Raw genomic sequence first — 22,687 nt, forward strand, 5'->3', positions numbered from 1 at the left:
CCGCGCCCGCGCTCGCACCGGCCACCAGCCCGGCCCCGGCGGTGCCCAGCAGGGCCCGCCGGGTGACGCCGGCGCGCGGGCCGGGCTCCGCGCCGCCGGGCGGCCGGCCGGTGTCCGTGGTGCTGCCCATCGCGCTCACCCGATCTTCAGCTGCTTGATCTCGGTGGTCTGGTCGATCTCCGAGGAGCGGACCTGCACCGACACCACCCAGTTCCCGGCCAGCGGGAGCTGCGCGGTACCGCTCCAGCGGCCCGGGCCCTCGGCGGTCAGCGGCACCGGCAGCGGGCCGAGGTCGCGGTCCGGCAGGGTGAAGGCGAGCTCCACCTCGGGGACCTCGACCGGCTTGCCGTCCACCCCGTCCAGGCTCAGGTGGACTTCGTTGGGCCCGGTCCGGGCCGGGTTGAGGGTGACGGTCGCGGTGCCCTTGGCGTTCGGCGTCCGGCCCTTGGTGTCGTACGGGAGCTTGAGCTCCATGGTCTGGCCGGGCACCGTCTGCGGGGCGGGCACGCCCGGCGCGGGCGCGGTGGCGCCGTTGGCGGTGCCGGCCGCCGCGATCTCGCTCGCCACCCGGCCGGGCGGGGAGTTGGTCAGCATCGTGGTGACCACCAGCACGGCCACCGCCGCCACCGACTCGATCAGCACCGAGCGGCGCAGCCCGGCCCGGGTCGGGGTGAGTCCGCGGTCGCGGCCGGCGCTCGCCCGGGCGGCCCGCTGGCGGTCCAGCTGGGCCTGCCGGACCGGGTCGTCGGAGTGGGCCGCGACGGCGACCGGCTCCGGTGCCTCGACCGGCCGGGCCGCCTCGGCCTCCGCCGGAGCGGCCCGCAGCCGGGCCAGCCAGGCCCGGGAGATCCAGGCGACGCCGAGCATCGCGACCACGCAGCCGGTCTTCACCAGCAGCAGCCGCCCGTACTCGGTGTCGGTCAGCGCGCTCCAGCTGCCGAGGCCGCGCCAGGACTGGTAGATCCCGGTGGCGGTGAGCACCGCCACCGAGCCGAAGGCGACCTTGGAGAACCGCTCGGCGGCCGCCGCGCCGATCCCGTGCCGCAGCCCGACCGCCATCGCGGCCAGGCCGCCGAGCCAGAGCGCCATCGCGATCAGGTGCAGCATGCCGAGCGGCAGTGCCAGCCAGACCTGGATGCCGACCGAGGCGTGGTCGGCGCCCACCCAGGTCGCCGAGAGGGCGATGGCCAGCACCAGTCCGGCCACCCCGAGGCCCAGCCGGGTCTCGTGCTGCGGGCGCTCGGCGGCGCGCCGCTCCAGCTGCCGCAGCTCGGCCTCCTCCGCCTCCTCGGCGGTCCGTGCGTCGCCGCTCGCCCGCGCGTCGTCCGCCTCCTCCGGGCGGGCGGCCGGCGCGGGCTGTCCGAGCTGGCCGAGCTGGCCGACCAGCAACGACAGGAAGACCCCGCTCGCCGCGAGCAGCAGCAGCCGGGCGGCCAGCGCGGTGCCGATCCGCTCGTCGAGGGTGGCGCGCACCAGCGACAGGTCGAAGGCCTGCCCGACGCCCGAACCGCGCTCGTACGGGCCGCGCAGCATCAGCACCGCGACGGTGGAGACCAGCAGCGCCACCCATCCGGTCATCAGCAGCCGCTGCACGGCGCGCTGCGCCGCCCCGGCCGGCCAGCAGGCCAGCACGAACGCGGCCGCGCCGACGAGCAGCGCGAACGCCCCGTAGGCGACGGTCCGGCCGGTGCCGTACAGCGCGGCGACCACGCCGTCGGCCTCGGCGCCGCTCAGCGCGGTGGTGGAGACGGAGGTGTCCGAGGGCGCGCCGATCGAGAAGGTGAACGCCCCGCCGATCGGGTGCGAGTCCTCGGAGACCGCGCGCCAGGCCACCGTGTAGGTGCCGTTGGCCAGGCCGCTGTTCAACCCGACCCGGGCGGTGTTGTCCTTGCCGTCCGCGTGCGCGGGGTTGCCGCCGTCGACCGCCTTGCCGGCCGGGTCGAGGACCCGGACCGAGTCCCCGGAGAGCGACACCGACTCGCTGAAGGTCAGCGTGACGGCCTGCGGCGCGGTCGCGACGACCGAGTTCTGCGCGGGGTCGGTGGACTGCAGGGTGGCGTGCGCGGAGGCGGGGCCGGCGCCGGCGAGCAGCAGCGCGAGCACCGCGCCGAGCAGGCCCAGCAGCCCGACGATCCGGCGGCGGGTGGTGGGGTTCGGCAACGCGGCCGTCAGCATCTCCTGGATCCCTTACTGCTGGCCGGGGCGGTAGGTGAGTTCCCGGACCGGCACCTTGACCGAGACGGTGCCGGTCCGGGCGAAGGTCAGGTCGAGTTCGAGCTCGTCACCGAGGGCGGGGGCCTTCCGCCATCCCATGATCATGAGGTGGTTGCCGCCGCGGGAGAGCTCCAACGCGCCGTGCGCGGGGACGTCCAGCCGCTCGACCTGCTCCATGGTGGAGGCGGTGGAGCGGTGCATGGTGACCGACTGCGCGGCCGGGCTGGAGACCTTGACCAGCTGGTCCTCGCCGCCCTCGTTGCGCACGGTGAGGTAGCCGGCCGCCATCCCGCCCGCCGGGGGCAGCGGGATGTAGGAGTCGGCGACGCTCAGCAGGGCCGGACCGTCGGCCCGGGCCTCGCCGTCGCCCGCGCCGCAGGCGACCAGGATGGCGCCGGCGCCCAGTGCCGTCGCCAGCACCGCCCCCGCGAGCGCGGTCCGCCGGAACCCGCGCGGCCCGCCGGCGCCCTTCATGCCGCGACCCCCTGGGCGAGCAGCGGGAGGTCGTGCTCGTAGGTCTTCTCCTCGGTGCCGCTGAGGTAGAGGACGTGCGCCTTGTCGTCCGAGGGCAGGAACGCCAGCACCTGCGCGCCGTGGGTGGAGGTGACCGTGCCGTCCGCGTTGACCACCGGGTCCTCGATCAGGATGCCGAGGGACTTGGCCGCGGCCTTCACCTTGGCCAGGTCCCCGGTGAGGCCTATGAAGTCCTTGCCCATCGAGTCCAGCCAGGTGCGCAGCACCTGCGGGGTGTCGCGCTGGGGGTCGGTGGAGACGAAGACGATGTCGACCTTCTGGCGCTCCTCGGGGGAGAGCTTGGTCATCGCCACGCCGATGTCGCCCATCGTGGTCGGGCAGACGTCCGGGCAGCTGGTGTAGCCGAAGAACAGCAGGGTGCTCCGGCCGTTGGTCTTCTGCCGCAGGTCGAAGGGCTGGCCGGCGGTGTCGGTCAGCTGCAGGTCGGGCTTGTCGAAGTGCTTGCCGAGCACGGTGCCCTGGTACGGGGAGTCGGCCTTCTGCTGGGTGACCTTGGCGGGCCCGGTGGAGCCGTCGGAGCCGCAGGCGGTCAGGGTGAGGGCCGCGGCGAGCGCGACGGCGGCGGCGCCGGCCAGCCGGGCGGTGCGGAGGGTGCGGGACATGGGGGATCCGATCGTGCGCGGTGGATCACCGGCGGGGCCGCGCCCGGGCCCGGGTGCGGTACGGGCGCGGCCCCGCCGGTGCGGGGGTCAGGAGGCGGAGCCGCCGTTCTTGCGGCGCAGGCCGAGCACGCCGAACGCCGCGCCGACCAGGCCGACGACGATGCCGACCACGGCGAGGACGCGGGCGGTGGAGTCGCTGCCCTTGTCCGAGGAGGCGGCGGCCTGGGTGGTGGCGTCGCCGTGCCCGTGGCCGTCGGCGGTGGCCGTGGGGGCGGCGGTCGCGCCGTGCTCGCCGCCGGCCGCGGCCTTGTCGAGGGCCAGCACGGGGGCGGGCTTGGCGGGCTCGGGCTGGCCGTCCTTGGCCTCGTCGATCCAGCGCACGACGTCGCCGTTGTCGTAGCTCTGCAGCGCCTTGAAGACCAGCTTGTCGGTGTCGGTCGGCAGCGGGCCGATCGAGACGCGGAACTCCTGGAACTGGCCGGGGGCGATCTTGGTGCCCGCGTCGGCGGTCCAGGTGATCTTGGAGACGGCCTCGTTGACGTCGTTGCCGTGCACCTTGATCGGCTTGTCGAGCTTGGACTTCTCGACGGTCGTGGTCCAGCCCGGCATCGGCAGGGTGCGGACGGAGGCCAGCGGGTGGTCCAGCGGGAGGTTGACCTCCAGCTTCACCGTGGACGCGTTGTCGTTCTCGTTCGGCACCCGGAAGTCCACGGCGGTGTAGCCGCCCTGCTGGGCGTTGCCCGGGTTCACGGTCACGTGCGCGAAGGCGGGGCCGGCCAGCGCCACGACCGACGCGGCGGCGGTGAGGGCGACGGCGGCGATACGGCGGGTGGGGAGGGAACGCATGATTCGGGTCTCCGTTCGGAGGCTCGGCGGCAGGACCGCTCCCGGACACGGTGATCCGTGCCTCGGCGGGGCCGCGCGGCGTGGGGACGAGTGGGAGCCGCACGCCGCGGGGGTGCGGCGGGTACGGCGCGGTCGCCGCGTACACCCGGACCCGGTACGGGGCCTTGCCGGCACTCCGTCGGGGGCGGGTCAGTACGCGAGGGCCCCGAACGGGGGGCCGCGCCGCACCACGCTGTGCCGCAGTGCGGCACGGACCGGCGGCCGGCTGTCCCCGGCCCGCGCGCCGGAGCGGCGGGCGGGACCGGCGGGCGTGCCGAGCAGGCCGCGCAGCAGCGCCGCGGCCAGCGCGAACGCCGTCCGCAGCGGGGTGGTCCAGTGCTCCCGGGCGGCCGTGGCGGTGATCCTGACCAGCCGCCAGAGCGCCGCCTCGCCGCGCCGCAGCCACCAGCCGGCCACCAGGGCGGCGGCCAGGTGGCCCGCGAGCATCGACGGCGTCATCCCGAACAGGCCGTCCTGCCACCAGGGCGCGACGGCGAACGCCCGCGGGTCCAGCCCCGCGCCGGCGACCAGCTGCTCGGCCGACGGGCTGCCGGGCAGGCCGGCCAGCGTGCCCGGACTGGCCTCGTTGCAGATCAGCCGGCCGGCCACCTGGGGCAGCGTCAGCGGGCCGGAGCCGCCGTGGTGCATACCGGCCATCGCGCCGGCCGCCGCGGTGGCGTGCCCGCCGAAGGCGTGGAACAGGCAGTGCAGCCCGAGCTGGCCCGCCCCGAGCGCACCGGCGATGGCACCGAGCGAGCGCTCCCGCCCGCCGAAGGCCACCGCGAGCACCAGGACGGCCGCGAAGCCGGTCGCGAGCGCGGGCAGGGCCACGTTCCCGCCGCCGGCCAGGGCGTGCCCGGCGGCCGCGATCAGCGCGCAGACCAGGGCGAACGGGACGGCCCGCGCAAGCCGCAGGTCCCAGGCGGCGGCCCCCACCGGCGCGTCCGGTGCGGGGGCGCCCGGGTGCGGGGCGGCGGCGAGGGCAGTCATGGCCGGGCCATCATCTCATCGCCCCCCGCGCCGCCGAGGGCAGGGTGGGAAATCCCTACGAATGCCCCGTTCGGCCCGGCGTGCGGCCCCCGGTGTGCGCCGCTCGGCACACACCCCGGCCCCAGTCCATCCGCCGAACGGGCGGTAGCCGACCCCCTGCACGGTTCACCGCATGATCGCCCGGAGATACCTAGTTGTATGTGGAGCCGCAGCCAGGAGGGACCTCCCGTGGACATCTGGTGGACTCTGCACCTCAAGCGCGACCCGGCCAGCGTTCCGCTGGCCCGGCGCATCCTGCTCGGTGCCATGGCGACGGCGGGCGTCGACCCGCAGATCGCCGACGACCTCGGGGTCGCCCTCAGCGAGGCCTGCGCCAACGCCGTGGAGCACGGCGCCTGCGGCCGGTCGGACGACGGCTTCCAGGTCACCGCGTCGATCAGCGGGGACCTCCTGCGGATCGAGGTCACGGACTCCGGCCCCGGCCTCGCCGCGCCCGCCGCCCCCGCCCCGTTCCCGCCGCGCCGGCCGGCCGCCCCGCCGCCCCGCCCGGCCGCGACCGGCCGCGGCGCCCGCCGCCCCCGGCGCGGCCGCGCCAGCGTCCCCGGCCCGGTCCTGACCACCCGCCGCCCCCGCCGCGACGACCGCCCCTACGACACCCACGTGCTGCCCCCCTGTCACGCCGGGGCCCCCGCCCCCACCCTGCGCCCGGTCGACCTGGACACCCTCCCCGACCTCACCGCCGAGTCCGGCCGCGGCCTCTTCCTGATCCACGCCCTGACCGACCACGTCCAGCTCCGCAACCACCCCCTGCGCGGCGCGATCGTCAGCTTCGACAAGGTCCTCAAATGGCAGGACGACGCCCTCCTGCGCGCCTGCTGACCACGGCGGACACCGCGCGCAGCGCGGAACTACGCTGGCGCGATGGGTGCGGTGGGTGAGTGGGATCTGCGGCGGCTGCGGGTGCTGTGGGCGGTCGGTGAGTGCGGGACGGTGACGGCCGCGGCGGAGCGGCTGCGGCTCTCGCCGTCGGCGGTCTCGCAGCAGGTGTCGGCGCTGGCCAGGCAGGTGGGCGCGCCGATGCTGGAGCCGTACGGGCGGCGGGTCCGGCTGACCAGTGCGGCGCGGCTGGTGCTGCGCCACGCCGAGGTGGTGTTCGGGCAGTTGGAGCGGGCCGAGGCGGAGCTGGCGGGGTACCTGCACGGCGAGGCGGGCGAGGTGCGGGTGGGCGCCTTCGCCACCGCGATCGGCGGGCTGCTCGTCCCGGCGATCGCCCGGCTGCGGGCGGACGCGCCGCGGCTGGCGGTGCGGGTGGTGGAGACGGAGGCGGCCGGGGCCTATGGGCTGCTGGCGGCGGGGGACGTGGACCTGGCGCTCTCGCTCGCGGTGCGGCCGGCCGGCGGCGATCCCCGCTTCGTCGAGTCCGTCCTGCTCAGCGACCCGCTGGACGTGGCGCTGCCGCCCGGGCACCCGCGGGCCGACGCCCCGGGCCTGCGGCTCGCGGACCTCGCCGACGAGCCGTGGATCTACGGCGCCGCCGGCCCCTGGCGGGAGATCACCCTGACGGCGTGCGCGGACGCCGGGTTCGTGCCCGAGCGCGCGCACACCGCCGCGGACTGGTCGGCGATCCTGGCGATGGTCGCGGCCGGGCTCGGGGTGGCGCTGGTGCCCCGGCTGGCCTCGGCGGGGCGGGTCGGCGGGGCGGTGGTCCGGGCGCTGCCCGCCGACCTGCCGACCCGCCGGGTGGTCGCCGCGGTCCGCGCGGGGACGGAGGGGACGCCGCCGCTGTGCCGGGTGCTCGCGGCCTTGGCCGAGGCCGCCCGGGACGTTCAGTCCGGCTGAACGTTCTGGTCAGATCTTTGTGATGGACCTGACGGGTGCGCGGGGGTGACCGTGGAGGCATGACCACCGACGCGACCGCCACCGAGACCGCCGCCACCGAGATCGCCGACGCGCTGCCCTACGCGGGCGGCAACCCCTACGCCGACTACCGCTCCGGCAGCTTCGCCTTCACCGCCCTCACCGACCTGGCCGACCGCCGGCTCGGCGGCGCCGTGATCGCCGCCAACGACGAGCTGTTCGCCGAGCGGGAGAACCTGCTGCTGCCCGAGCCCGCCGAGTTCCGCCCGCACACCTTCGGCAACAAGGGCCAGCTCATGGACGGCTGGGAGACCCGCCGCCGCCGCGGCGCCGGCACCGACCGTCCGCACCCGACCGCCGAGGACCACGATTGGGCGCTGATCCGCCTGGGAGTGCCGGGGGTCGTGCACGGCGTGATCGTCGACACCGCGCACTTCCGCGGCAACTACCCGCAGCGGATCGCCCTGGAGGGCGCCGAACTCCCCGGCACCCCGGGCCCGGAGGAACTGCTCGCCGACTCCACCGTCTGGCACCCGCTGGTGCCCGCCTCGCCGGTGCGCGGCCACGCCGCCAACGGCTTCGCCGTCGAGGACGGCCGCCGCTTCACCCACCTGCGGCTCAGCCAGTACCCCGACGGCGGCATCGCCCGGCTGCGGGTGCACGGCGAGGCCCGGCCGGACACCGCCTGGCTGGCCGCGCTCGGCACCTTCGACCTGGCCGCGATCGAGCACGGCGGCGCGGTCGAGGACGCCTCCGACCGCTTCTTCTCGCCCCCGGCCAACCTCGCGCTGCCCGGCCGGTCCCGGGCGATGGGCGACGGCTGGGAGAACCGCCGGCGCCGGGACGCCGGCCACGACTGGGTCCTGCTGCGCCTCGCCGGGCGCGGCGCGATTCGCGCGGTGGAGATCGACACCGGCTACTACGTCGGCAACGCGGCCGGCTGGGCCGCGCTCTACGGACGGGACGAGCGGGCCGCCGACCCGCAGGAGTGGTTCGAGCTGGTGCCCCGCACCCGGCTCCAGCCCGACGCCGTCCACCGTCTGGTGCTGGACGCGCCCCGGCCCGCCACCCACGTCCGGCTCGACGTCTTCCCCGACGGTGGCATCGCCCGGCTGCGGCTGCACGGCAGCCTGGTCTGACCGCGTACGGCCGGGGCGGGCGGCGCCGTCGGCCCCCGGTTGCCGGGGCCGGAGGGCCGCCGGACGATGGGGGAATGATGCACCAGATGCGCGCCGAGTACGGTGACGGCGGTCCGTCCGCCGGGGTGAGGCTCTGGCACATGGTCCGCGGCTCCGAAGCCGTCGCCATGTGCGGCCGGGAGCTGGACGAGGGGGCACAGCTGCGGGATCCGGCGGACTGGGGCAAGACGCCCGAACTCTGCTGCCACACCTGCGGCGCGTACTTCCTGCGCGAGACCCCGTACCTGGCGACCGAACACCCGTAGCCAGGCGGCGGCCGCCCGTGGCGCGTCCGGCGGCTCCGGCCGCGCGCTGATGCGGCGCGAACCGCCGGGCGGGCCCTAGCGTGGTCGGCATGGAGAAGTCCCTGGTCCGTCCGCGGCCGCTGGCCGACGAGGTCGCGCGGTCGCGCGGCGGTGACGCCGACCTCGCCGGGCGGGTCGACCGGCTCTGCGGCCGGATCGAGCGGCTGGACCCGCTGCTGCACACCTTCGTGCCCGAGGCCGGCCGGCCGGAGCGGCTGCACGCCGAGGCCCGCGCGCTGGCCGCGCGCCACCCCGATCCGGCCACCGCCCCGCCGCTGTACGGGGTGGCGGTCGGGATCAAGGACATCGTCCACGTCGACGGCCTGCCCACGCACGCCGGATCGGCGCTGCCGCCGGGCGTGCTGGCCGGTCCGCAGGCCGCCGTGGTGGACCGGCTGCGGGCCGCGGGCGCGCTGGTGGCGGGCAAGACGGTGACCGCCGAGTTCGCCGGCAGCGCTCCGGGCCCGACCCGGAACCCGCACCACCCCGGGCACACGCCGGGCGGCTCCAGCAGCGGCTCGGCGGCGGCGGTCGCGGCCGGGCTGGTGCCGCTGGCGATCGGCACCCAGACGATCGGCTCGGTGGTCCGGCCCGCCGCCTACTGCGGAGTGGTGGGCTTCCGGCCGACGTACGGGCGGATCCCGCTCGACGGGGTGATCCCCAACGCGCCGAGCTTCGACACCGTCGGCCTGTTCACCGCCGACCTCGCCGGGGCGGCGCTGGCGGCGCCGCTGCTCTGCGACGACTGGCGGGGCGAGCGGCAGGGCGGTCCGCCCGGCGACGGGCCGCCCGTCCTCGGGGTGCCCGCCGGGCCGTACCTGGAGCAGGCCGGACCGGCGGCGCTGGCGGCCTTCCGGGCGCAGCTGGACCGGCTGGCCGCCGCGGGGTCGACGGTGCGCGAGATCGAACTGCTGCCCGACTTCGCGTGGCTGGTGCGGCAGGTGCGGACGATCAACCGCTTCGAGCAGGCCCGCGGCCACGCCGACTGGTTCGCCCGGTTCGGCGGCCTCTACCGGCCGGAGACGGCGGCCGGCATCCGGCACGGCCAGGCCGTCCGGCCGGAGGACCACGAGACGGCGCTCGGCGTCCGCGAGCACGTCCGCGCCCGGCTCGCCGAGGCCTGGGCGGCCGCGGGGGTGGACCTGGTGGTCGCGCCCTCCGCCACCGGGCCGGCTCCGTCCGGGCTGGGCAGCACCGGGGACGCGGTGATGTCCCTGCCGTGGAGCTACGCCGGGCTGCCCGCCGTCAGCCTGCCCGCCGGGGTGAGCGCGGACGGCCTGCCGCTCGGGCTCCAGGTGGTCGGCGCGGCCGGTGCGGACGAGTCGCTGCTGGCCCTGGCCGCGCCGCTGGAGCGGGCCCTGGGCGGCCCGGCCCGCTGAGCGGCGCGGCGAGCGGGGTCAGCGCCTGTCGCGCTGCTCGTCGGGGAAGCGGGGGCCGCCGATCAGGAACAGCAGGGCCGCCGTCGGAAAGCCGATCGACGCGGCCACCAGCACGATGAACTGCCAGAACATCCGTCGCTCCTCGTCCTCGTCAGTCCCGTGCGGCCCGGCCCCTCGAAGGAGACCGTGAAACCTGACAGGCCCTGATTGGCCGAATTGTCCACTCGATATCCGACGGTATGGCCGAATTGCCCCCGCTGCCACCGGACGGTCCGGCGCCAGCGGCGCGCACCGCGTGCACGGGTCTGGGCGCGCGCCCCACCCGGCGTCCACACTGTCGGGATGCAGGTACAGCTGGCAGGGGAAGCACGGCGGCCGGACCGCGAGAGCGAGGACTTCGCGGCGGCCTCGCCGGAGGCGCTCGTACTGCTCGACGGCGCGAGCTCGCCGACCGGGCTGGAGTCGGGGTGCCGGCACGGCACCCCCTGGTACGTACGGCGGTTGGGGGTGCACCTGCTGGCCCGGCTGACCGACCGGGCGGACCGCTCGATCGCCGAGTGCCTGGCCGACGCCATCGTGGAGACGGCGGCGCTGCACGGGGGCCGCTGCGACCTCGCCCACCCCAACACGCCCGCCGCCATGGTGGTCGCCGCCCGGCGGCACGGCAGTGCGCTGGAGTACCTGGTGCTCGGGGACTCGCTGCTGGTGCTGCAGTACAAGGACGGACCGCTCAAGGTGATCGGCGACAACCAGCGCTTCCCCGCCGGTGAGGAGGTGCGCCGCCAGGTCTGGTCGACGGTGCCCGGCTCCACCGAGCGCGCCGCGCTGCACCTGGAGTACGCGCTGGCCGTCCGGGCCGCCCGGAACTCCGGCACCGGCCCGTGGATCGCCGCCGCCAGCCCCAAGGCCGCGCAGCACGCCGAGACCGGCTTCGTCGAGCTGGAGCGGCTGCACGCGGTGGCCGCGCTGAGCGACGGCGCCTCGCGCTACACCGAGCGCTTCGGACTGGGCAGCTGGGCGGACGCCCTGCGACTGCTCGCCGAGTCGGGGCCGGGCGAGCTGATCGCCCAGGTGCGGGCGGTCGAGCGGTCGGACGCGGCCTGCGAGCGGTGGCCCCGCGGCAAGGCGCACGACGACGCCTCGGCCCTCTACGCGCTGCTGTAGCGGACCGGGCGGGGGCGGCGGACCTGCGCGGCCGACCGCCCGATATGGGCGCGGTATAGGAGCGGGCGGCACCGTGGCGGTGCTGATAGATCGGCATCTCCATGGCCGCACCCCTCCCCCGAAGGACGCTCATGACCGACTCCGTGGCGCTGTGGTTCCGCACCTACCACACGGCTCCGGCCCCGCGGCTGCGGCTGGTCTGCTTCCCGCACGCCGGCGGAGCACCCACCGCCTACTGGTCCTGGGCCCGCGAACTGCCCGAGGACATCGAGGTGCTGTCGGCCTGCTACCCGGGGCGGCAGGACCGCCTCGGCGACCCCTACGCGCCCTCCGTCCACGCGATGGCGGACGAGATCGCCGCCGCCCTGGCCGTCCTGGCCGCCGACGGAGTGCCGCTGGCCCTGTTCGGCCACAGCATGGGCTCCGTGGTCGCGCACGAGGTGACGCTGCGGCTCGGCGCCGAGCACGGCGTGCGCCCGGTGCGGCTGTTCGTCTCGGGCTCCGAGGCCCCGCACCGCCGTGAGCGCGAGGAGTCGGCGGCCGCGGACGACGCCGACTTCCTGGCCGAGCTGCGCCAGCTCGGCCACAGCTCGCTGGCCGACATGGACCCGGGCCTCCTGGAGCTGGTGCTCCCCAGCATCCGGGCCGACTACCGGCTGTCGGCCGCCTACCGGCCCGACCCCGCGGCCGGACGCCACCGGGTGCCGGTCGTCGCCTACGTGGGGGCCCGGGACGCCGAGTGCGCGCCCGACAACGTCGCCGCCTGGTCGGACACCACCAGCGCCGGCTTCGAGCTGCGGATCTTCCCCGGCGACCACTTCTACCTCCAGGCCCAGGAGAAGCAGCTGCTCGCCCACATCGCCGGGCACCTGCAGTCCGACCTGCGGCTGCGCCAGGTGCTCGGCACCGGTCGCGCCTGAACCCCGCCCCGCCCCGCCCCGCCCGCGCCGCGCCCGCCCGTCGCCGTCCCCGCGGGCGCCGGCGTCCCGCCCCGCCACCGTCCACCCCTGACCGAAAAGAGGCCGTGCTGATGGCCGATCACCTGGTGACCCGACTGGAGCGGCACGGCCGCGAAACCCCCGACCGCACCGCCCTGGTCTTCGTCGAGGCCGCCTCCGACGGCTGGTCGGAGCAGCCGCTGAGCTTCGGTGACCTCGACCGCGCGGCCCGCTCGGTCGCCTCCTGGCTGCGCGAGCGGTGCGCCGTCGGCGAGCGCGTGATGCTGCTGTACGGGGCCGGACCCGAGTTCGTGACCGCCCTGGCCGGCTGCCTGTACGCGGGCGTGGTGGCCGTTCCGGCGCCCCAGCCCAGCACCCAGCGCGGCCACAGCTCCCGCGTCGACGGCATCGTGCGGGACGCCGACATCCGCCTGGTGCTGACCGACTCGGCCAACCACGGCACGGCCGTCGCCATGCTGGATCAGGCCGGTGCCACCGAGCTGCCCTGCGTGGCCACCGACCTGCTGGACCTGGCGCCCGCCCCCGACTGGCAGGTGCCGCCGACCGCCGACGACGACCTGGTGTTCATCCAGTACACGTCGGGCTCGACCAGCGCGCCCAAGGGCGTGATGGTCACCCAGCGCTCGCTGCGCCACAACATCGGCCTGATCGCGCGGGCCTTCGCGCTGGAGTACGACAGCCGCGGCGCCTGCTGGCTGCCCCAGCACCACGACATGGGCCTGATCGGCGCCCTGATCGCACCGCTGTACGTCGGCGCCCTCGGCTACCAGCTCGCCCCGATGGCCTTCCTGCGCCGCCCGCACCTGTGGCTGGAGCTGATCAGCAGCCGGCGCGCCACCCACACGTCGGCCCCGAACTTCGCCTACGACCTGTGCGCCCGCCGGGTGACCGACACCCAGCTGGCCGGACTGGACCTGGGCAGCCTGGTCAGCGCGGGCAACGGCGCGGAGCCGGTCAGCGCCGCCACCCTGCGCCGGTTCGTCGAGCGGTTCGCCCCGGCGGGCTTCCGGCTCGACCAGTTCAACCCCTGCTACGGCATGGCCGAGACCACCCTGCTGGTCTCCGGCACGCCGCGCGGCGAGACCCCGGCCCTGACGGCCGTCGACGCCGAGGCGCTCGCCGCCAACGAGCTGCGTCCGGTCGCCCCGGGCGGCGACGGCCCGCTGCTGGTGAGCAGCGGCACCGTCCACGACCTCGACGTGCGGATCGTCGACCCGGCCACCGCCGCCACCCTCCCGGACGGCGGGATCGGTGAGATCTGGGTCCGCGGCGACAGCGTGGCCGCCGGCTACTGGCGCAACCCCGAGGCCACCGCGACGACCTTCCGCGCCGTCACGGCGGAGGGCGCGGCGGGCTACCTGCGCACCGGCGACACCGGCGCCCTGCACGAGGGCCGGCTGTACGTCACCGGGCGGATCAAGGAAGTCCTGATCGTCAACGGCCGCAACCTCTACCCGCACGACATCGAGCGCGAACTCGCCGAACTGGACGAGGCGTTCAACGGGCTCAGCGGCAGCGTCTGCACGGTGCCGGGCACCGGTGAGCAGATCGTGGTGATGCACGAGGTCCGCCGCCGCCCCGGCGCCCCCGAGGAGCTGGCCGAGTTCGCCCGGCAGCTGCGCGGCCGGCTCGCCGAGCGGGTCGGCGTGCGGATCCCCAACCTGGTGCTGCTGCGGCCCGGCCAGGTCCGCAAGACCACCAGCGGCAAGGTGCAGCGCTCGCTCATGCGCGAGCTGTTCATGACCGGAGCGCTGGAGCCGGTGGTCGAGGACCTCGACCCGGCCACCGCCGCCCGCTACCGCAGCGCGGCCGGTGCGCGATGACCCACGCCGCCACCCACCCCTCCCGCCGGATCGCCGGCGAGCTGGACCGCGCCCTCGGCGACCCCGAGGACGGCGGACGGCTGTTCTCCTACGCGCGCTGCGGCGCGCTGGACGACCGGGAGGAGTTCCCGGTCGAGATCTGCCGGGAGCTGGACCTGCTGGGGCTGCCCCGGCACTACGTCCCGGCCGAGTACGGCGGGGCGCTGGAGAGTTACGAGCACGTCCTGCAGCTGATGCGCGCGGTCGCCCGCCGGGACCTCACCGTCGCCATCGCGCACGGCAAGACCTTCCTCGGCGCGGTGTCGGTCTGGGTGGGCGGCAGCCGGGAGCAGGCCGAGCGGCTGGCCGCCCAGGTGCTCGACGGGACGGTGGTCTCCTGGGGGCTGACCGAGCGCGACCACGGCAGCGACCTGCTGGCCGGTGAGGTCGTCGCCGTGCCGACCGGGGACGGTTACCGGGTGAGCGGCGAGAAGTGGCTCATCAACAACGCCAACCGCGGCCGGGCGGTCTGCCTGCTGGCCCGTACCGGCGAGGCCGGCGACGCGCGCGGCTTCAGCCTGCTGATGATCGACAAGTCCGCCGTCGCGCCGCCCGGCTACCGGCCGCTGCCGGCCGTGAAGCTGCACGGCATCCGCGGCGCCGACATCAGCGGGGTGGCCTTCACCGACGCCCGGGTGCCGGCCGACGCGCTGGTCGGCGGCGAGGGGGACGGCGCCGAGATCGTCCTCAAGAGCCTCCAGCTGACCCGCACGATGTGCGCCGCGCTGTCGCTCGGCGCCGCCGACAACGCGCTCACGCTGGCCGCCGGATACGCCCTGGAGCGGCGGGCCTACGGCCGGCTGCTGGCCGAACTCCCGCAGACCCGCAGGCTGCTGGCGCAGTCGTACGCGGACGTGCTGCTCGCCGAGGCGGTGAGCACGGTCGCCGTCCGCAGCGTCCACGCGCTGCCCGGCGAGCTGGCCGTCTCCTCGGCCGTCACCAAGTACCTGGTACCGACCCTGGTCGACCAGGTGATCGACCGGCTCGGCACCGTGCTCGGCTCGCGCTCGCTGCTGGTCGGCGAGACCTACCAGCACGGCCGCTTCCAGAAGGTCCAGCGCGACCACCGGATCGTCGGCATCTTCGACGGCAACGCGCTGGTCAACCTGCACGCGCTGATCAACCACTTCCCCCTGCTGGCCCGCCGGTTGCGCAAGCGGACGGTGGACGGGGCAGGGCTGGCCGCGGCCACCGACCTGGCCGCGCCGCTGGCCCCGTTCGACCGCGAGCGGCTCAGCCTGCTCCCGCGCGGCGGCTCCAGCGTGCTGCAGGCGCTGCCCGCCGCGGTGGCCGAGCTCGGCCGGCGGGCCGCGCCCGGCGCCGTCCCGGCCTCGCTCGGCCGGCGGGCCGAGGCACTGCTGGCCGCGGTCGACGGCCTGGCGGTCGAACTGGCCGCCCACCGGCCGGTCCCGGTCGAGGCGCCGCGCGCGGCCTTCGACCTGGCCGAGCGGTACGCCCTGCTGTACGCGGCCGCGGCCGCCGTCCAGCTCTGGCTGCGCAACCACGAGGCACCCGAGCACCAGGGCGGCCTGTGGGCCGACGGGCTCTGGCTGGAGGCGGCGCTGGCCCGGGTGCTGAGCCGGCTCGGCCACGGCCCGCGGCGCCCGGTGGCCGGCGACGACCTGCTGGAGCGCCTGGTGCCCTTCCTGGAGGAGCAGCAACGCAGCGGCCTCCTCCCGTCCCTGCTGTCCTACCCCCTGGTGAAGGGAAGCAGCCGATGACCACGGCCACCACCCCCGACTGCTACGCCGACCTCGGCAACCCGGCACCGCTGGAGGCCCTGTTCGGCGACCCCGAGTACCAGGACAACCCGCTGGGCTTCGCCGCCTTCGTGGCCGCCGACGAGCGCGGCGACCTGCTCCCGGCCGGCGAGCGCGTCCTGGACGCCTACGGGCTCGGCGCCGAGTTCGTGCCGCGGCGGCTCGGCGGCCGGCTCGACCGGGCCGACCGGCTGGCCCGGGTGCTGCGCCCGCTGTTCCGCCGCGACGCCGCGCTCGGCCTCGGCCACGGCGCCAGCAACCTGGTCGGCGCGGTCAACGTGTGGGCCCAGGGCGGTGACCAGCAGCAGCGGTGGCTCGCGGACGTCCTGTGCCGCAACGGCCGGATCGCCGCCGCCTACACCGACATGTCCACCGGCAACGACGTCTCGAACACCGCCTTCCGCGGCACCCTGCGGCAGGACCACCTCGTCCTCGACGGCCGCAAGGAGATCATCAACAACCTGGCCCGTGCCGAGGCCGTCACCGTGCTGGCCCGCACCAGCCCGGAGCCCGGCAGCCGCAGCCACTCGATGGTGCTGGTCGACATGGCCACCGCGCCGCGCGACCGGCTGCGCTTCCTGCCGCGCTACCGCACCGTCGGGGTGCGCGCGATGTACCTGGGCGGGCTGCAGTTCGACCACTGCCCGGTGCCGGTGACCGCGGTGGCCGGCGAGGTCGGCGCGGCCATGGAGACCATCCTGCGGTCCTTCCAGGTCACCCGGGCGGTGCTGCCCGCCGCCGCGCTCGGCGCGGTGGACCAGCAGCTGCGCACGGTCACCGGCTTCGCGCTCGGCCGGCGGCTGTACCACCGCACGGTGGCCGACCTGCCGCACGCCCGCTCGGTGCTCACCGACGCCTTCGTGGACCTCCAGGCGGCCGACGCCTTCGCCACCACGGTCTGCCGCGCGCTGCACCTGCTGCCCGGGCAGACCAGCGTCTACGCGGCGGCCGTCAAGTACCTGGTGCCGCTGCTCTTCAAGGACACCGTCGACGCCCTGGGCCAGGTGCTGGGCGCCCGCTCGTTCCTGCGCGAGGGGCCGCACGCGGTGTTCCAGAAGCACGCCCGGGACCTGCCGGTCGCCTCGCTGGTGCACGCCGGCGGCACGGTCTGCCAGGCCACCGTCATCCCGCAGCTGCCCCGGCTGGCCCGCGCCGCCTGGCTGGTCGGCGAACCGGCCCCGGCCGGCGTCTTCCACCTGGCGGGGGACCTGCCCGAGCTGGACTTCGACCGGCTGAGCACCACCGCCGGGCGGTACGACCCGCTGCTGGGGAGCCTGGTGGACGCGGCCGCCCGGGTGCGCGACGAACCGGTCCTGGGCCGGCTCACCGCCCAGCTGGTGGACGAGCTGACCGCGCTCAAGCAGGCCTGCCAGGAGCTCGCGCCCCGGGACCGCACCCCGCTGGCCGGCCCGGTGAGCTTCGAACTCACCCACCGCTACGCGGTGCTGCTGGCCGCCGCCTGCTGCCTGGGCGTGTGGCTGAACAACCCGGACCACCCGGGCGCGTACGCGCACCGGCCCGAGTGGGTCGTCACGGCGCTGGCCCGGCTCACCGCCCGGCTCGGCTGCCCGCCGGTGCCCGGGGCGGAGGCCGTCCGTCCGGCGGTCTTCCGCGAGCTGCTCGACCGCTACGAGAGCGGCGCCGGATTCGACCTCATCGGCCGGCACCTCGCCTGACCGGCCGGCACCTCGCGCACGCGGACCGGTGGCTCCCGGCGGGAGCCGCCGACGACGCCCAGTGACAGGAAGAGAGCATGGGAAAGTACGTACGGGTCGAGGAGGCCGGGCCGGTCGCGACCGTCCGGCTGCTGCGCCCGACCATCAGCGGCGCCGACCCGGTGCTGCCCGCGGAGCTGGCCGAGGCCGCCGAGCGGGTCGGATCGGACCCGGCCGTCCGGGCCGTGATCCTCACCGGGGGCCGGCGCGTCTTCGGCTCCGGCGCGGACCTCGCGGCGATGGCCGAGCGCACCCCCGCCGAGGTGGACGCGTACACCGCCCGGCTGCACGCCGGGTTCGCCGCGATCGCCGCGATCCCCAAGCCGGTGGTGGCCGCGATCGTGGGCTTCGCCCTGGGCGGCGGGCTCGAACTCGCGCTCTGCGCCGACTTCCGGGTGGCCGGGTCCGGGGCCGTGCTCGGCCTGCCGGAGATCCGGTTGGGGATCATCCCCGGCACCGGCGGCACCCAGCGGCTGCCCCGGCTGATCGGCCCGGCACGGGCCAAGCGGCTGATCATGACCGGACGGCAGCTGGACGCGGCCGAGGCGCTGGAGCTCGGCCTGGTCGACGAGGTCGTCCCGGACGCCGAGGTGCACGCCTCGGCCCAGCGGCTGGCGGAGCGGTTCGCCGACGGGCCGACAGCCGCCCTGGGCGCCGCCAAGCGGGCCGTCGACGAGGGCCTCGGCCGGCCGCTGGCCGAGGGACTGGACCTCGAACGGCACCGGTTCGCCGCCCTGTTCGCCACCGCCGACCAGCGGGAGGGCCTGCGGGCACACCTCGCCGGGGAACCCCCGCGGTTCATCGGCCACTGACCCGCCCACCCACCGCAACGAAGGACGTCGATGTCCAGCCTGCACCCCCTCTCCCACGCGCAGCAGTCGCTCTGGTTCCTCTACCGGCTGGCGCCGGACGCCGCGGTCTACAACACCGGGGTGGCCCTCACCGTCCGCTCCGCCGTCGACCTGCCCGCCCTGGAGCGGGCGATCGAGGCGACCGCCGAGCGGCACGACATGCTCCGCTCGCTCTTCGCCGAGCACGACGGCCAGGCCGCCCGCACCGTCGCCGACCGGCACCCGCTGGGCCTGGAACTGCGCGAGCTGCCGGGGCTGACCGACGAGCGCTTCCGCACCGCGGTGCGGGACGCGCTGCGCGAGCCGTTCCGGCTGGAGCGCGACGGCGCGTTCCGCTTCGTCCTGCTGCGCCGCGGCGCCGAGGACGCCGTCCTGCTGATGGCCGGCCACCACATCGGCACCGACGCCACCTCCAACTGGCTGATCCTGCGCGACCTGCTGCAGAGCTACCGGCGGCTGGTCGACGGCCGGGAGCCCGACCTCGCACCCCTCACCGCGGACTACGACGACTACACGGCCCGGGAGCGCGACCTGCTCGGCTCGCCGCGCGGCGCCCGGATGGAGCAGTACTGGCACGATTTCTGCGCCGGGGCGATCCCGGCCGAGATCCCCACCGACCGCCCCCGGCCGACGAGTCCGGGCTACCGCGGCAGCACCCACCACCTGGACCTGAGCGGCCCGCGGGTGGCCGGGCTGCGCGAGCTGGCGCTGGCCGACGGAGTCTCGCTGTTCTCCCTCCTGCTCGGGATCCTCCAGGGGCTGCTGCACCGCTACACCCGGCAGAACGCCTTCCTGGTCGGCGCGCCGACCACCACCCGGCTGAGCCCGGCGACCCGCGAGGTGGTCGGGAACTTCATCAACACCCTGCTGTTCCGGGCCGACCTGGCGCCGGGGGCGAGCTTCCGCGACGCGGCCCGGGCCGCCGACGCGCAGGTCAAGGCGGGCCTCGGCCGGGTCGGTTACCCGTTCGAGCTGCTCACCCGGACGGTCAACCGGCCGCGGACCGGCGCCGGCTCCGCGCTCTGCCGGATCACCTTCAACATGATCGGCACCAGCAGCCCCGACCCGCTGCTGAGGCTGCTCCTGGACGCCGCCGACGGCGCACCGGCCGAGTTCGCCGGACTGCGCATCGCGCCGTTCGAACTCCCCCAGGCCGAAGGCCAGTTGGACCTCGCGGTGAATGTGCGGCAGAGCGTGGACTCGCTGGCCGTCGACTTCCGCTACGACGTCGACCTGTTCGACGAGGCCACCGTCGAGCGGTTCGCCGGCTACTTCGTCCGGGCCGTCGACGCGGTTCTGGCCGACCCGGACGCCGCCGTCGCGCGCCTCACCCTGGTGGACGCGGCCGCGATGGACCGGATGTTCGGCTTCGCCACCGGCGGGGGAGGGCGGCGCGTTGGCTGAGATCGTCCACCGGACCCTGCGGGTGGCCGGCCGGCGGATGCACGTCGCCGAGGCCGGCGAGGGGCCGCTGATCGTGCTGGTGCACGGCTTCCCCGAACTCTGGTACTCCTGGCGCCACCAGCTCACCGGGCTGGCCGAGGCCGGCTACCGGGTGGTCGCCCCCGACATGCGCGGCTACGGCCTCAGCGAGTGCCCCGCCGAGGCCGACCAGTACACCATCCACCACCTGGTCGGCGACGTCGTCGCGCTGATCGGCGCGCTCGGCGCGGACCGGGCCGTGGTGGCCGGGCACGACTGGGGCGCCCAGGTCGCCTGGCACACCGCGCTGATGCGCCCGGACCTGGTCCGCGGCGTGGCCGGGCTGAGCATCCCCTACCGGCCGCGGGCCGGCCTGCCGCCGCTGCCCGCGATGCGGCGCGCCATGGGCGAACGCTTCTACATGCTGTACTTCCAGGAACCCGGCGCGGCCGAGCGGGAGCTGGAACGCGACGTGCCCGCCGCACTGCGCCGGCTGCTGGCCGGCACCAGCGGCGGCGCGCCGCCCTTCGACCCGGTCGTCCCGGACGGCGGCGGCTTCCTCGACCTGTACCCGGAGCCCGACCGGCTGCCCGGTTGGCTGACCGAGCCGGACCTCGCCGTCTACGCCGAGGCGCTCGGCGCCACCGGCTTCACCGGCGGCCTGAACTGGTACCGGAACCTGCACCGCAACTGGGAGCTCACCGCGCCGCTCAACAAGGCCGCGATCCAGGTCCCGGCGCTCTACCTGGCCGGTACGGACGACTTCGTGGTCCGCGGCCAGGACCCCGACCGGCTGGCGGACGAGCTGCGGCGCTGGGCGCCCCGGCTGCACCGCAGCGTGCTGCTGCCCGGCTGCGGCCACTGGACCCAGCAGGAGCGCCCCGCCGAAGTCACCGCCGCGCTGGCCGAGTTCGCCGCCTCGCTGGACTGACCGGCACCCCGTCACCACCCCCACGATTTCCGACCCTCCCGAGGAGTTACCACCATGACCACGTCCATCGAGCAGACCCACGACCTCACCGAGCTGCGCGCCTGGCTCACCGAGCGGGTGGCCTTCTACCTGGAGATCCCGGTCGAGCAGATCCGGCCCGACGTCAAGCTCGTCGAGTACGGCCTGGAGTCGGTCTACGCCCTCGCCCTGTGCGGCGACGCGGAGGACGAGTTCGAGGTCGAGCTGGAGCCCACCCTGGCCTGGGACTACCCCACCATCGACGCCCTCTCCGGACTGCTCGCCGAGAAGATCGCCGAGCGGGCCTGACCCCGCACCGGCAGAGAGGAGGACGACCATGCGTGCCGCCATCACCCGTGGGGGCGCACTCGTCGTCGAGGAGGTCCCGGACCCGGTGCCGCAGGCCGGACAGGTGCTGGTCCGCACCCTGGCCTGCGGCATCTGCGGCTCGGACCTGCACGCCCTCGACGACCCCGACGCGTTCGGCGACGTCATGCGCCGCACGGGCGGGAGCACCCACGACATCCGCGAGGGGCTCGTGCTCGGCCACGAGTTCGCCGCCGAGATCGTCGACTACGGCCCGGGCACCGTCCGGGCCCTGCCGACCGGCACCGTGGTGTGCGGCCCGCCGATCGGCTTCGGACCGCAGGGCAGCGGGATCATCGGCTACACGCCGGCCTTCCCCGGCGGCTTCGGCGAGTACATGTTGCTCTCCGAGGCCTTCACCATGCCGGTGCCCAACGGGCTCGACCCGAAGACCGCCGCGCTCACCGAGCCGTTCTCGATCGCCGCCCGGGCCGTCCGGCGGGCCGAGGCGGCCCCCGGCTCGGTCGCCGTGGTGATCGGCCTCGGCCCGGTGGGCCTGGGCATCGTCGCGGTGCTCAAGGCCAGGGGCCTCGGCCCGGTCGTCGCGGTGGACTTCTCGCCGCGCCGCCGGGCCCTCGCCGAGCGACTCGGCGCCGACATCCTGATCGACCCGGCCGTCGAGTCCCCGTACGACCGCTGGACCTCGCTCGGGGTGATCCCCGGAATGATGGACCGGATGGCCGCCGAGTACCGGGGCGTGCGAATCAAGGACGCCGTCATCTTCGAGTGCGTCGGCACGCCCGGCATGCTCGCCCGGGTCGTGGACGGGGCACCGGCCGGCGCCCGCATCGTGCTCGTCGGCGTCTGCCTGCGCCCGGACACCTTCGACCCCGGCGTGGCCGTCGGCAAGGAGCTGGACATCCGCGGCTCCTTCGGCGGCAGCCCGACCGAGTACCGCCAGACCCTGCGCGACATCGCGGAGGGCCGGATCGACGCCGGCGCCGTGATCACCGGGGTGACCGGCCTGGACGGACTGGCCGGGGCGATCGCAGAACTGGGCGAACCGGACCGCCACGCGAAGATCATCGTCGATCCTTCGCTGGACCGGCTCGTCGTCTGACCCAGCCAACCAAGCGTGGAGGACCAATGCTCGTCGACACGTCTGAACAGTCCGCGGCGGTGGGCCTGCTGGAACGCCCCGACCCGGCCGACCTCGCCCCGCCGTCCACCTACCGACGACTCCTCGACCTGTTCCACCGGGGTGACATCGCCTACCGGCTGATGGACCACCCGCCGGAGGGGCAGACCACGCTCGCCAGCGAGCTGCGGGGCCACGAGCTCTCCGCCGCCGCCAAGTGCATGGTGGTCACCGTCACCAAGGGCGGCCGACCCGCCCGCCACGTGCTGGCCGTGGTACCCGGCGACTGCCGGGTCGACCTCAAGCAGGTCGCCCGGGTGGCCGGCGGCGGCAAGGCGCGGTTCGCCGAACAGGGCGTCGCCGAGGCGCTCGGCGCGACGGTGAGCGGGACGATCACCCCGTTCTCCTTCCACCCGGACCTCCAGGTCCTCGCCGACCCGGCCCTCTTCGACCAGCCGGAGCTGTACTTCAACGCCGCCCGGCTGGACCGGTCGGTCGCGATCAAGTCGGCCGACTACCTGCGGCTGGCCCGCCCCCAGGTGGTCCCGATCACCTGATCACCACAGGGCTCCACACCGGTGGCACTCCTTCTCGACAAGGGGTGCCACCTTCCCTTT

21 protein-coding genes are annotated in these 22,687 nt (G+C 75.7%); 16 read left to right on the plus strand and 5 right to left on the minus strand.

The features are described 5' to 3' along the window. Nucleotides 1–135 precede the first annotated feature (135 nt). The 5 genes from ABT263_RS33695 to ABT263_RS33715 form a co-directional block, all read right to left on the minus strand. Nucleotides 136–2,175: a copper resistance CopC/CopD family protein gene (locus tag ABT263_RS33695; protein WP_352296418.1), complete on the minus strand. Its 2,040-nt coding sequence runs from the start codon at nucleotides 2,173–2,175 to the stop codon at nucleotides 136–138. Nucleotides 2,176–2,187: 12 nt separating this feature from the next. Beyond that, complete coding sequence (locus ABT263_RS33700; protein WP_352296421.1) at nucleotides 2,188–2,688, minus strand: copper chaperone PCu(A)C; 501 nt, start codon at nucleotides 2,686–2,688, stop codon at nucleotides 2,188–2,190. Then, nucleotides 2,685–3,350, minus strand: a complete 666-nt coding sequence (locus ABT263_RS33705) for an SCO family protein (protein WP_329488945.1) — start codon at nucleotides 3,348–3,350, stop codon at nucleotides 2,685–2,687. The genes ABT263_RS33700 and ABT263_RS33705 overlap by 4 nt, the downstream gene beginning before the upstream one ends. A gap of 87 nt (nucleotides 3,351–3,437) precedes the next feature. Then, the gene (locus ABT263_RS33710; protein WP_352296424.1) at nucleotides 3,438–4,196 is read right to left on the minus strand and encodes a YcnI family copper-binding membrane protein; all 759 of its coding nucleotides are present in this window, start codon (nucleotides 4,194–4,196) and stop codon (nucleotides 3,438–3,440) included. A gap of 189 nt (nucleotides 4,197–4,385) precedes the next feature. Beyond that, entirely contained in the window at nucleotides 4,386–5,225 is an 840-nt protein-coding gene (locus ABT263_RS33715; RefSeq protein WP_352296426.1) for a hypothetical protein, read from the minus strand. A gap of 228 nt (nucleotides 5,226–5,453) precedes the next feature. On the opposite strand from ABT263_RS33715, the gene ABT263_RS33720 reads away from it, so the two are divergent. The 16 genes from ABT263_RS33720 to ABT263_RS33795 all read left to right on the plus strand — a co-directional run bounded on the left by ABT263_RS33720 (nucleotide 5,454) and on the right by ABT263_RS33795 (nucleotide 22,627). Continuing rightward, nucleotides 5,454–6,104, plus strand: a complete 651-nt coding sequence (locus tag ABT263_RS33720; RefSeq protein WP_352296429.1) for an ATP-binding protein — start codon at nucleotides 5,454–5,456, stop codon at nucleotides 6,102–6,104. A 51-nt stretch (nucleotides 6,105–6,155) separates the two neighbouring features. Beyond that, entirely contained in the window at nucleotides 6,156–7,064 is a 909-nt protein-coding gene (locus ABT263_RS33725; RefSeq protein ID WP_352296473.1) for a LysR family transcriptional regulator, read from the plus strand. A 59-nt stretch (nucleotides 7,065–7,123) separates the two neighbouring features. Then, a complete protein-coding gene (gene alc / locus ABT263_RS33730) occupies nucleotides 7,124–8,221 on the plus strand; it encodes an allantoicase (protein WP_352296432.1) in 1,098 nt (365 codons plus the stop codon). A 74-nt stretch (nucleotides 8,222–8,295) separates the two neighbouring features. Next, a complete protein-coding gene (locus tag ABT263_RS33735; protein WP_329488950.1) occupies nucleotides 8,296–8,526 on the plus strand; it encodes a hypothetical protein in 231 nt (76 codons plus the stop codon). Between the two features lie 89 nt (nucleotides 8,527–8,615). Beyond that, nucleotides 8,616–9,944: an amidase gene (locus tag ABT263_RS33740; RefSeq protein ID WP_352296435.1), complete on the plus strand. Its 1,329-nt coding sequence runs from the start codon at nucleotides 8,616–8,618 to the stop codon at nucleotides 9,942–9,944. A 342-nt stretch (nucleotides 9,945–10,286) separates the two neighbouring features. After that, nucleotides 10,287–11,108: a protein phosphatase 2C domain-containing protein gene (locus tag ABT263_RS33745; RefSeq protein ID WP_352296438.1), complete on the plus strand. Its 822-nt coding sequence runs from the start codon at nucleotides 10,287–10,289 to the stop codon at nucleotides 11,106–11,108. Nucleotides 11,109–11,239: 131 nt separating this feature from the next. After that, on the plus strand, nucleotides 11,240–12,028 hold the full coding sequence (locus ABT263_RS33750) for a thioesterase II family protein (protein WP_352296441.1): 789 nt from the start codon (nucleotides 11,240–11,242) through the stop codon (nucleotides 12,026–12,028). A 110-nt stretch (nucleotides 12,029–12,138) separates the two neighbouring features. Further along, entirely contained in the window at nucleotides 12,139–13,890 is a 1,752-nt protein-coding gene (locus ABT263_RS33755) for a fatty acyl-AMP ligase (RefSeq protein ID WP_352296444.1), read from the plus strand. Next, nucleotides 13,887–15,650 (plus strand): acyl-CoA dehydrogenase family protein, encoded by a 1,764-nt coding sequence (locus ABT263_RS33760; protein WP_352296446.1) that lies wholly within the window; start codon nucleotides 13,887–13,889, stop codon nucleotides 15,648–15,650. The genes ABT263_RS33755 and ABT263_RS33760 overlap by 4 nt, the downstream gene beginning before the upstream one ends. Then, complete coding sequence (locus ABT263_RS33765) at nucleotides 15,647–17,365, plus strand: acyl-CoA dehydrogenase family protein (protein WP_352296449.1); 1,719 nt, start codon at nucleotides 15,647–15,649, stop codon at nucleotides 17,363–17,365. Before ABT263_RS33760 ends, ABT263_RS33765 begins: the two co-directional genes overlap by 4 nt. Nucleotides 17,366–17,442: 77 nt before the next feature. Next, complete coding sequence (locus tag ABT263_RS33770) at nucleotides 17,443–18,216, plus strand: enoyl-CoA hydratase/isomerase family protein (protein WP_352296452.1); 774 nt, start codon at nucleotides 17,443–17,445, stop codon at nucleotides 18,214–18,216. A gap of 30 nt (nucleotides 18,217–18,246) precedes the next feature. After that, nucleotides 18,247–19,659, plus strand: a complete 1,413-nt coding sequence (locus ABT263_RS33775) for a condensation domain-containing protein (protein ID WP_352296455.1) — start codon at nucleotides 18,247–18,249, stop codon at nucleotides 19,657–19,659. 37 nt (nucleotides 19,660–19,696) lie between these two features. Next, the gene (locus ABT263_RS33780) at nucleotides 19,697–20,608 is read left to right on the plus strand and encodes an alpha/beta fold hydrolase (protein ID WP_329492188.1); all 912 of its coding nucleotides are present in this window, start codon (nucleotides 19,697–19,699) and stop codon (nucleotides 20,606–20,608) included. 54 nt (nucleotides 20,609–20,662) lie between these two features. Continuing rightward, nucleotides 20,663–20,935: an acyl carrier protein gene (locus ABT263_RS33785; protein ID WP_329488959.1), complete on the plus strand. Its 273-nt coding sequence runs from the start codon at nucleotides 20,663–20,665 to the stop codon at nucleotides 20,933–20,935. A 28-nt stretch (nucleotides 20,936–20,963) separates the two neighbouring features. Next, entirely contained in the window at nucleotides 20,964–22,052 is a 1,089-nt protein-coding gene (locus tag ABT263_RS33790; protein WP_352296458.1) for a zinc-binding dehydrogenase, read from the plus strand. A gap of 26 nt (nucleotides 22,053–22,078) precedes the next feature. Beyond that, nucleotides 22,079–22,627: a YbaK/EbsC family protein gene (locus ABT263_RS33795; RefSeq protein WP_352296461.1), complete on the plus strand. Its 549-nt coding sequence runs from the start codon at nucleotides 22,079–22,081 to the stop codon at nucleotides 22,625–22,627. Nucleotides 22,628–22,687 lie beyond the last annotated feature (60 nt).

Origin of the sequence: Kitasatospora sp. NPDC001603, from assembly GCF_040298365.1 — a bacterium.
Taxonomy (GTDB): Bacteria; Actinomycetota; Actinomycetes; order Streptomycetales; family Streptomycetaceae; genus Kitasatospora.

Coding starts and splice junctions, on each gene's coding strand:
- ABT263_RS33695 (WP_352296418.1), bottom strand. CDS start 2,175: ATGCTGACGGCCGCGTTGCCGAACCCCACCACCCGCCGCCGGATCGTC.
- ABT263_RS33700 (WP_352296421.1), bottom strand. CDS start 2,688: ATGAAGGGCGCCGGCGGGCCGCGCGGGTTCCGGCGGACCGCGCTCGCG.
- ABT263_RS33705 (WP_329488945.1), bottom strand. CDS start 3,350: ATGTCCCGCACCCTCCGCACCGCCCGGCTGGCCGGCGCCGCCGCCGTC.
- ABT263_RS33710 (WP_352296424.1), bottom strand. CDS start 4,196: ATGCGTTCCCTCCCCACCCGCCGTATCGCCGCCGTCGCCCTCACCGCC.
- ABT263_RS33715 (WP_352296426.1), bottom strand. CDS start 5,225: ATGACTGCCCTCGCCGCCGCCCCGCACCCGGGCGCCCCCGCACCGGAC.
- alc (WP_352296432.1), top strand. CDS start 7,124: ATGACCACCGACGCGACCGCCACCGAGACCGCCGCCACCGAGATCGCC.
- ABT263_RS33735 (WP_329488950.1), top strand. CDS start 8,296: ATGATGCACCAGATGCGCGCCGAGTACGGTGACGGCGGTCCGTCCGCC.
- ABT263_RS33740 (WP_352296435.1), top strand. CDS start 8,616: ATGGAGAAGTCCCTGGTCCGTCCGCGGCCGCTGGCCGACGAGGTCGCG.
- ABT263_RS33745 (WP_352296438.1), top strand. CDS start 10,287: ATGCAGGTACAGCTGGCAGGGGAAGCACGGCGGCCGGACCGCGAGAGC.
- ABT263_RS33750 (WP_352296441.1), top strand. CDS start 11,240: ATGACCGACTCCGTGGCGCTGTGGTTCCGCACCTACCACACGGCTCCG.
- ABT263_RS33755 (WP_352296444.1), top strand. CDS start 12,139: ATGGCCGATCACCTGGTGACCCGACTGGAGCGGCACGGCCGCGAAACC.
- ABT263_RS33760 (WP_352296446.1), top strand. CDS start 13,887: ATGACCCACGCCGCCACCCACCCCTCCCGCCGGATCGCCGGCGAGCTG.
- ABT263_RS33765 (WP_352296449.1), top strand. CDS start 15,647: ATGACCACGGCCACCACCCCCGACTGCTACGCCGACCTCGGCAACCCG.
- ABT263_RS33770 (WP_352296452.1), top strand. CDS start 17,443: ATGGGAAAGTACGTACGGGTCGAGGAGGCCGGGCCGGTCGCGACCGTC.
- ABT263_RS33775 (WP_352296455.1), top strand. CDS start 18,247: ATGTCCAGCCTGCACCCCCTCTCCCACGCGCAGCAGTCGCTCTGGTTC.
- ABT263_RS33780 (WP_329492188.1), top strand. CDS start 19,697: ATGCACGTCGCCGAGGCCGGCGAGGGGCCGCTGATCGTGCTGGTGCAC.
- ABT263_RS33785 (WP_329488959.1), top strand. CDS start 20,663: ATGACCACGTCCATCGAGCAGACCCACGACCTCACCGAGCTGCGCGCC.
- ABT263_RS33790 (WP_352296458.1), top strand. CDS start 20,964: ATGCGTGCCGCCATCACCCGTGGGGGCGCACTCGTCGTCGAGGAGGTC.
- ABT263_RS33795 (WP_352296461.1), top strand. CDS start 22,079: ATGCTCGTCGACACGTCTGAACAGTCCGCGGCGGTGGGCCTGCTGGAA.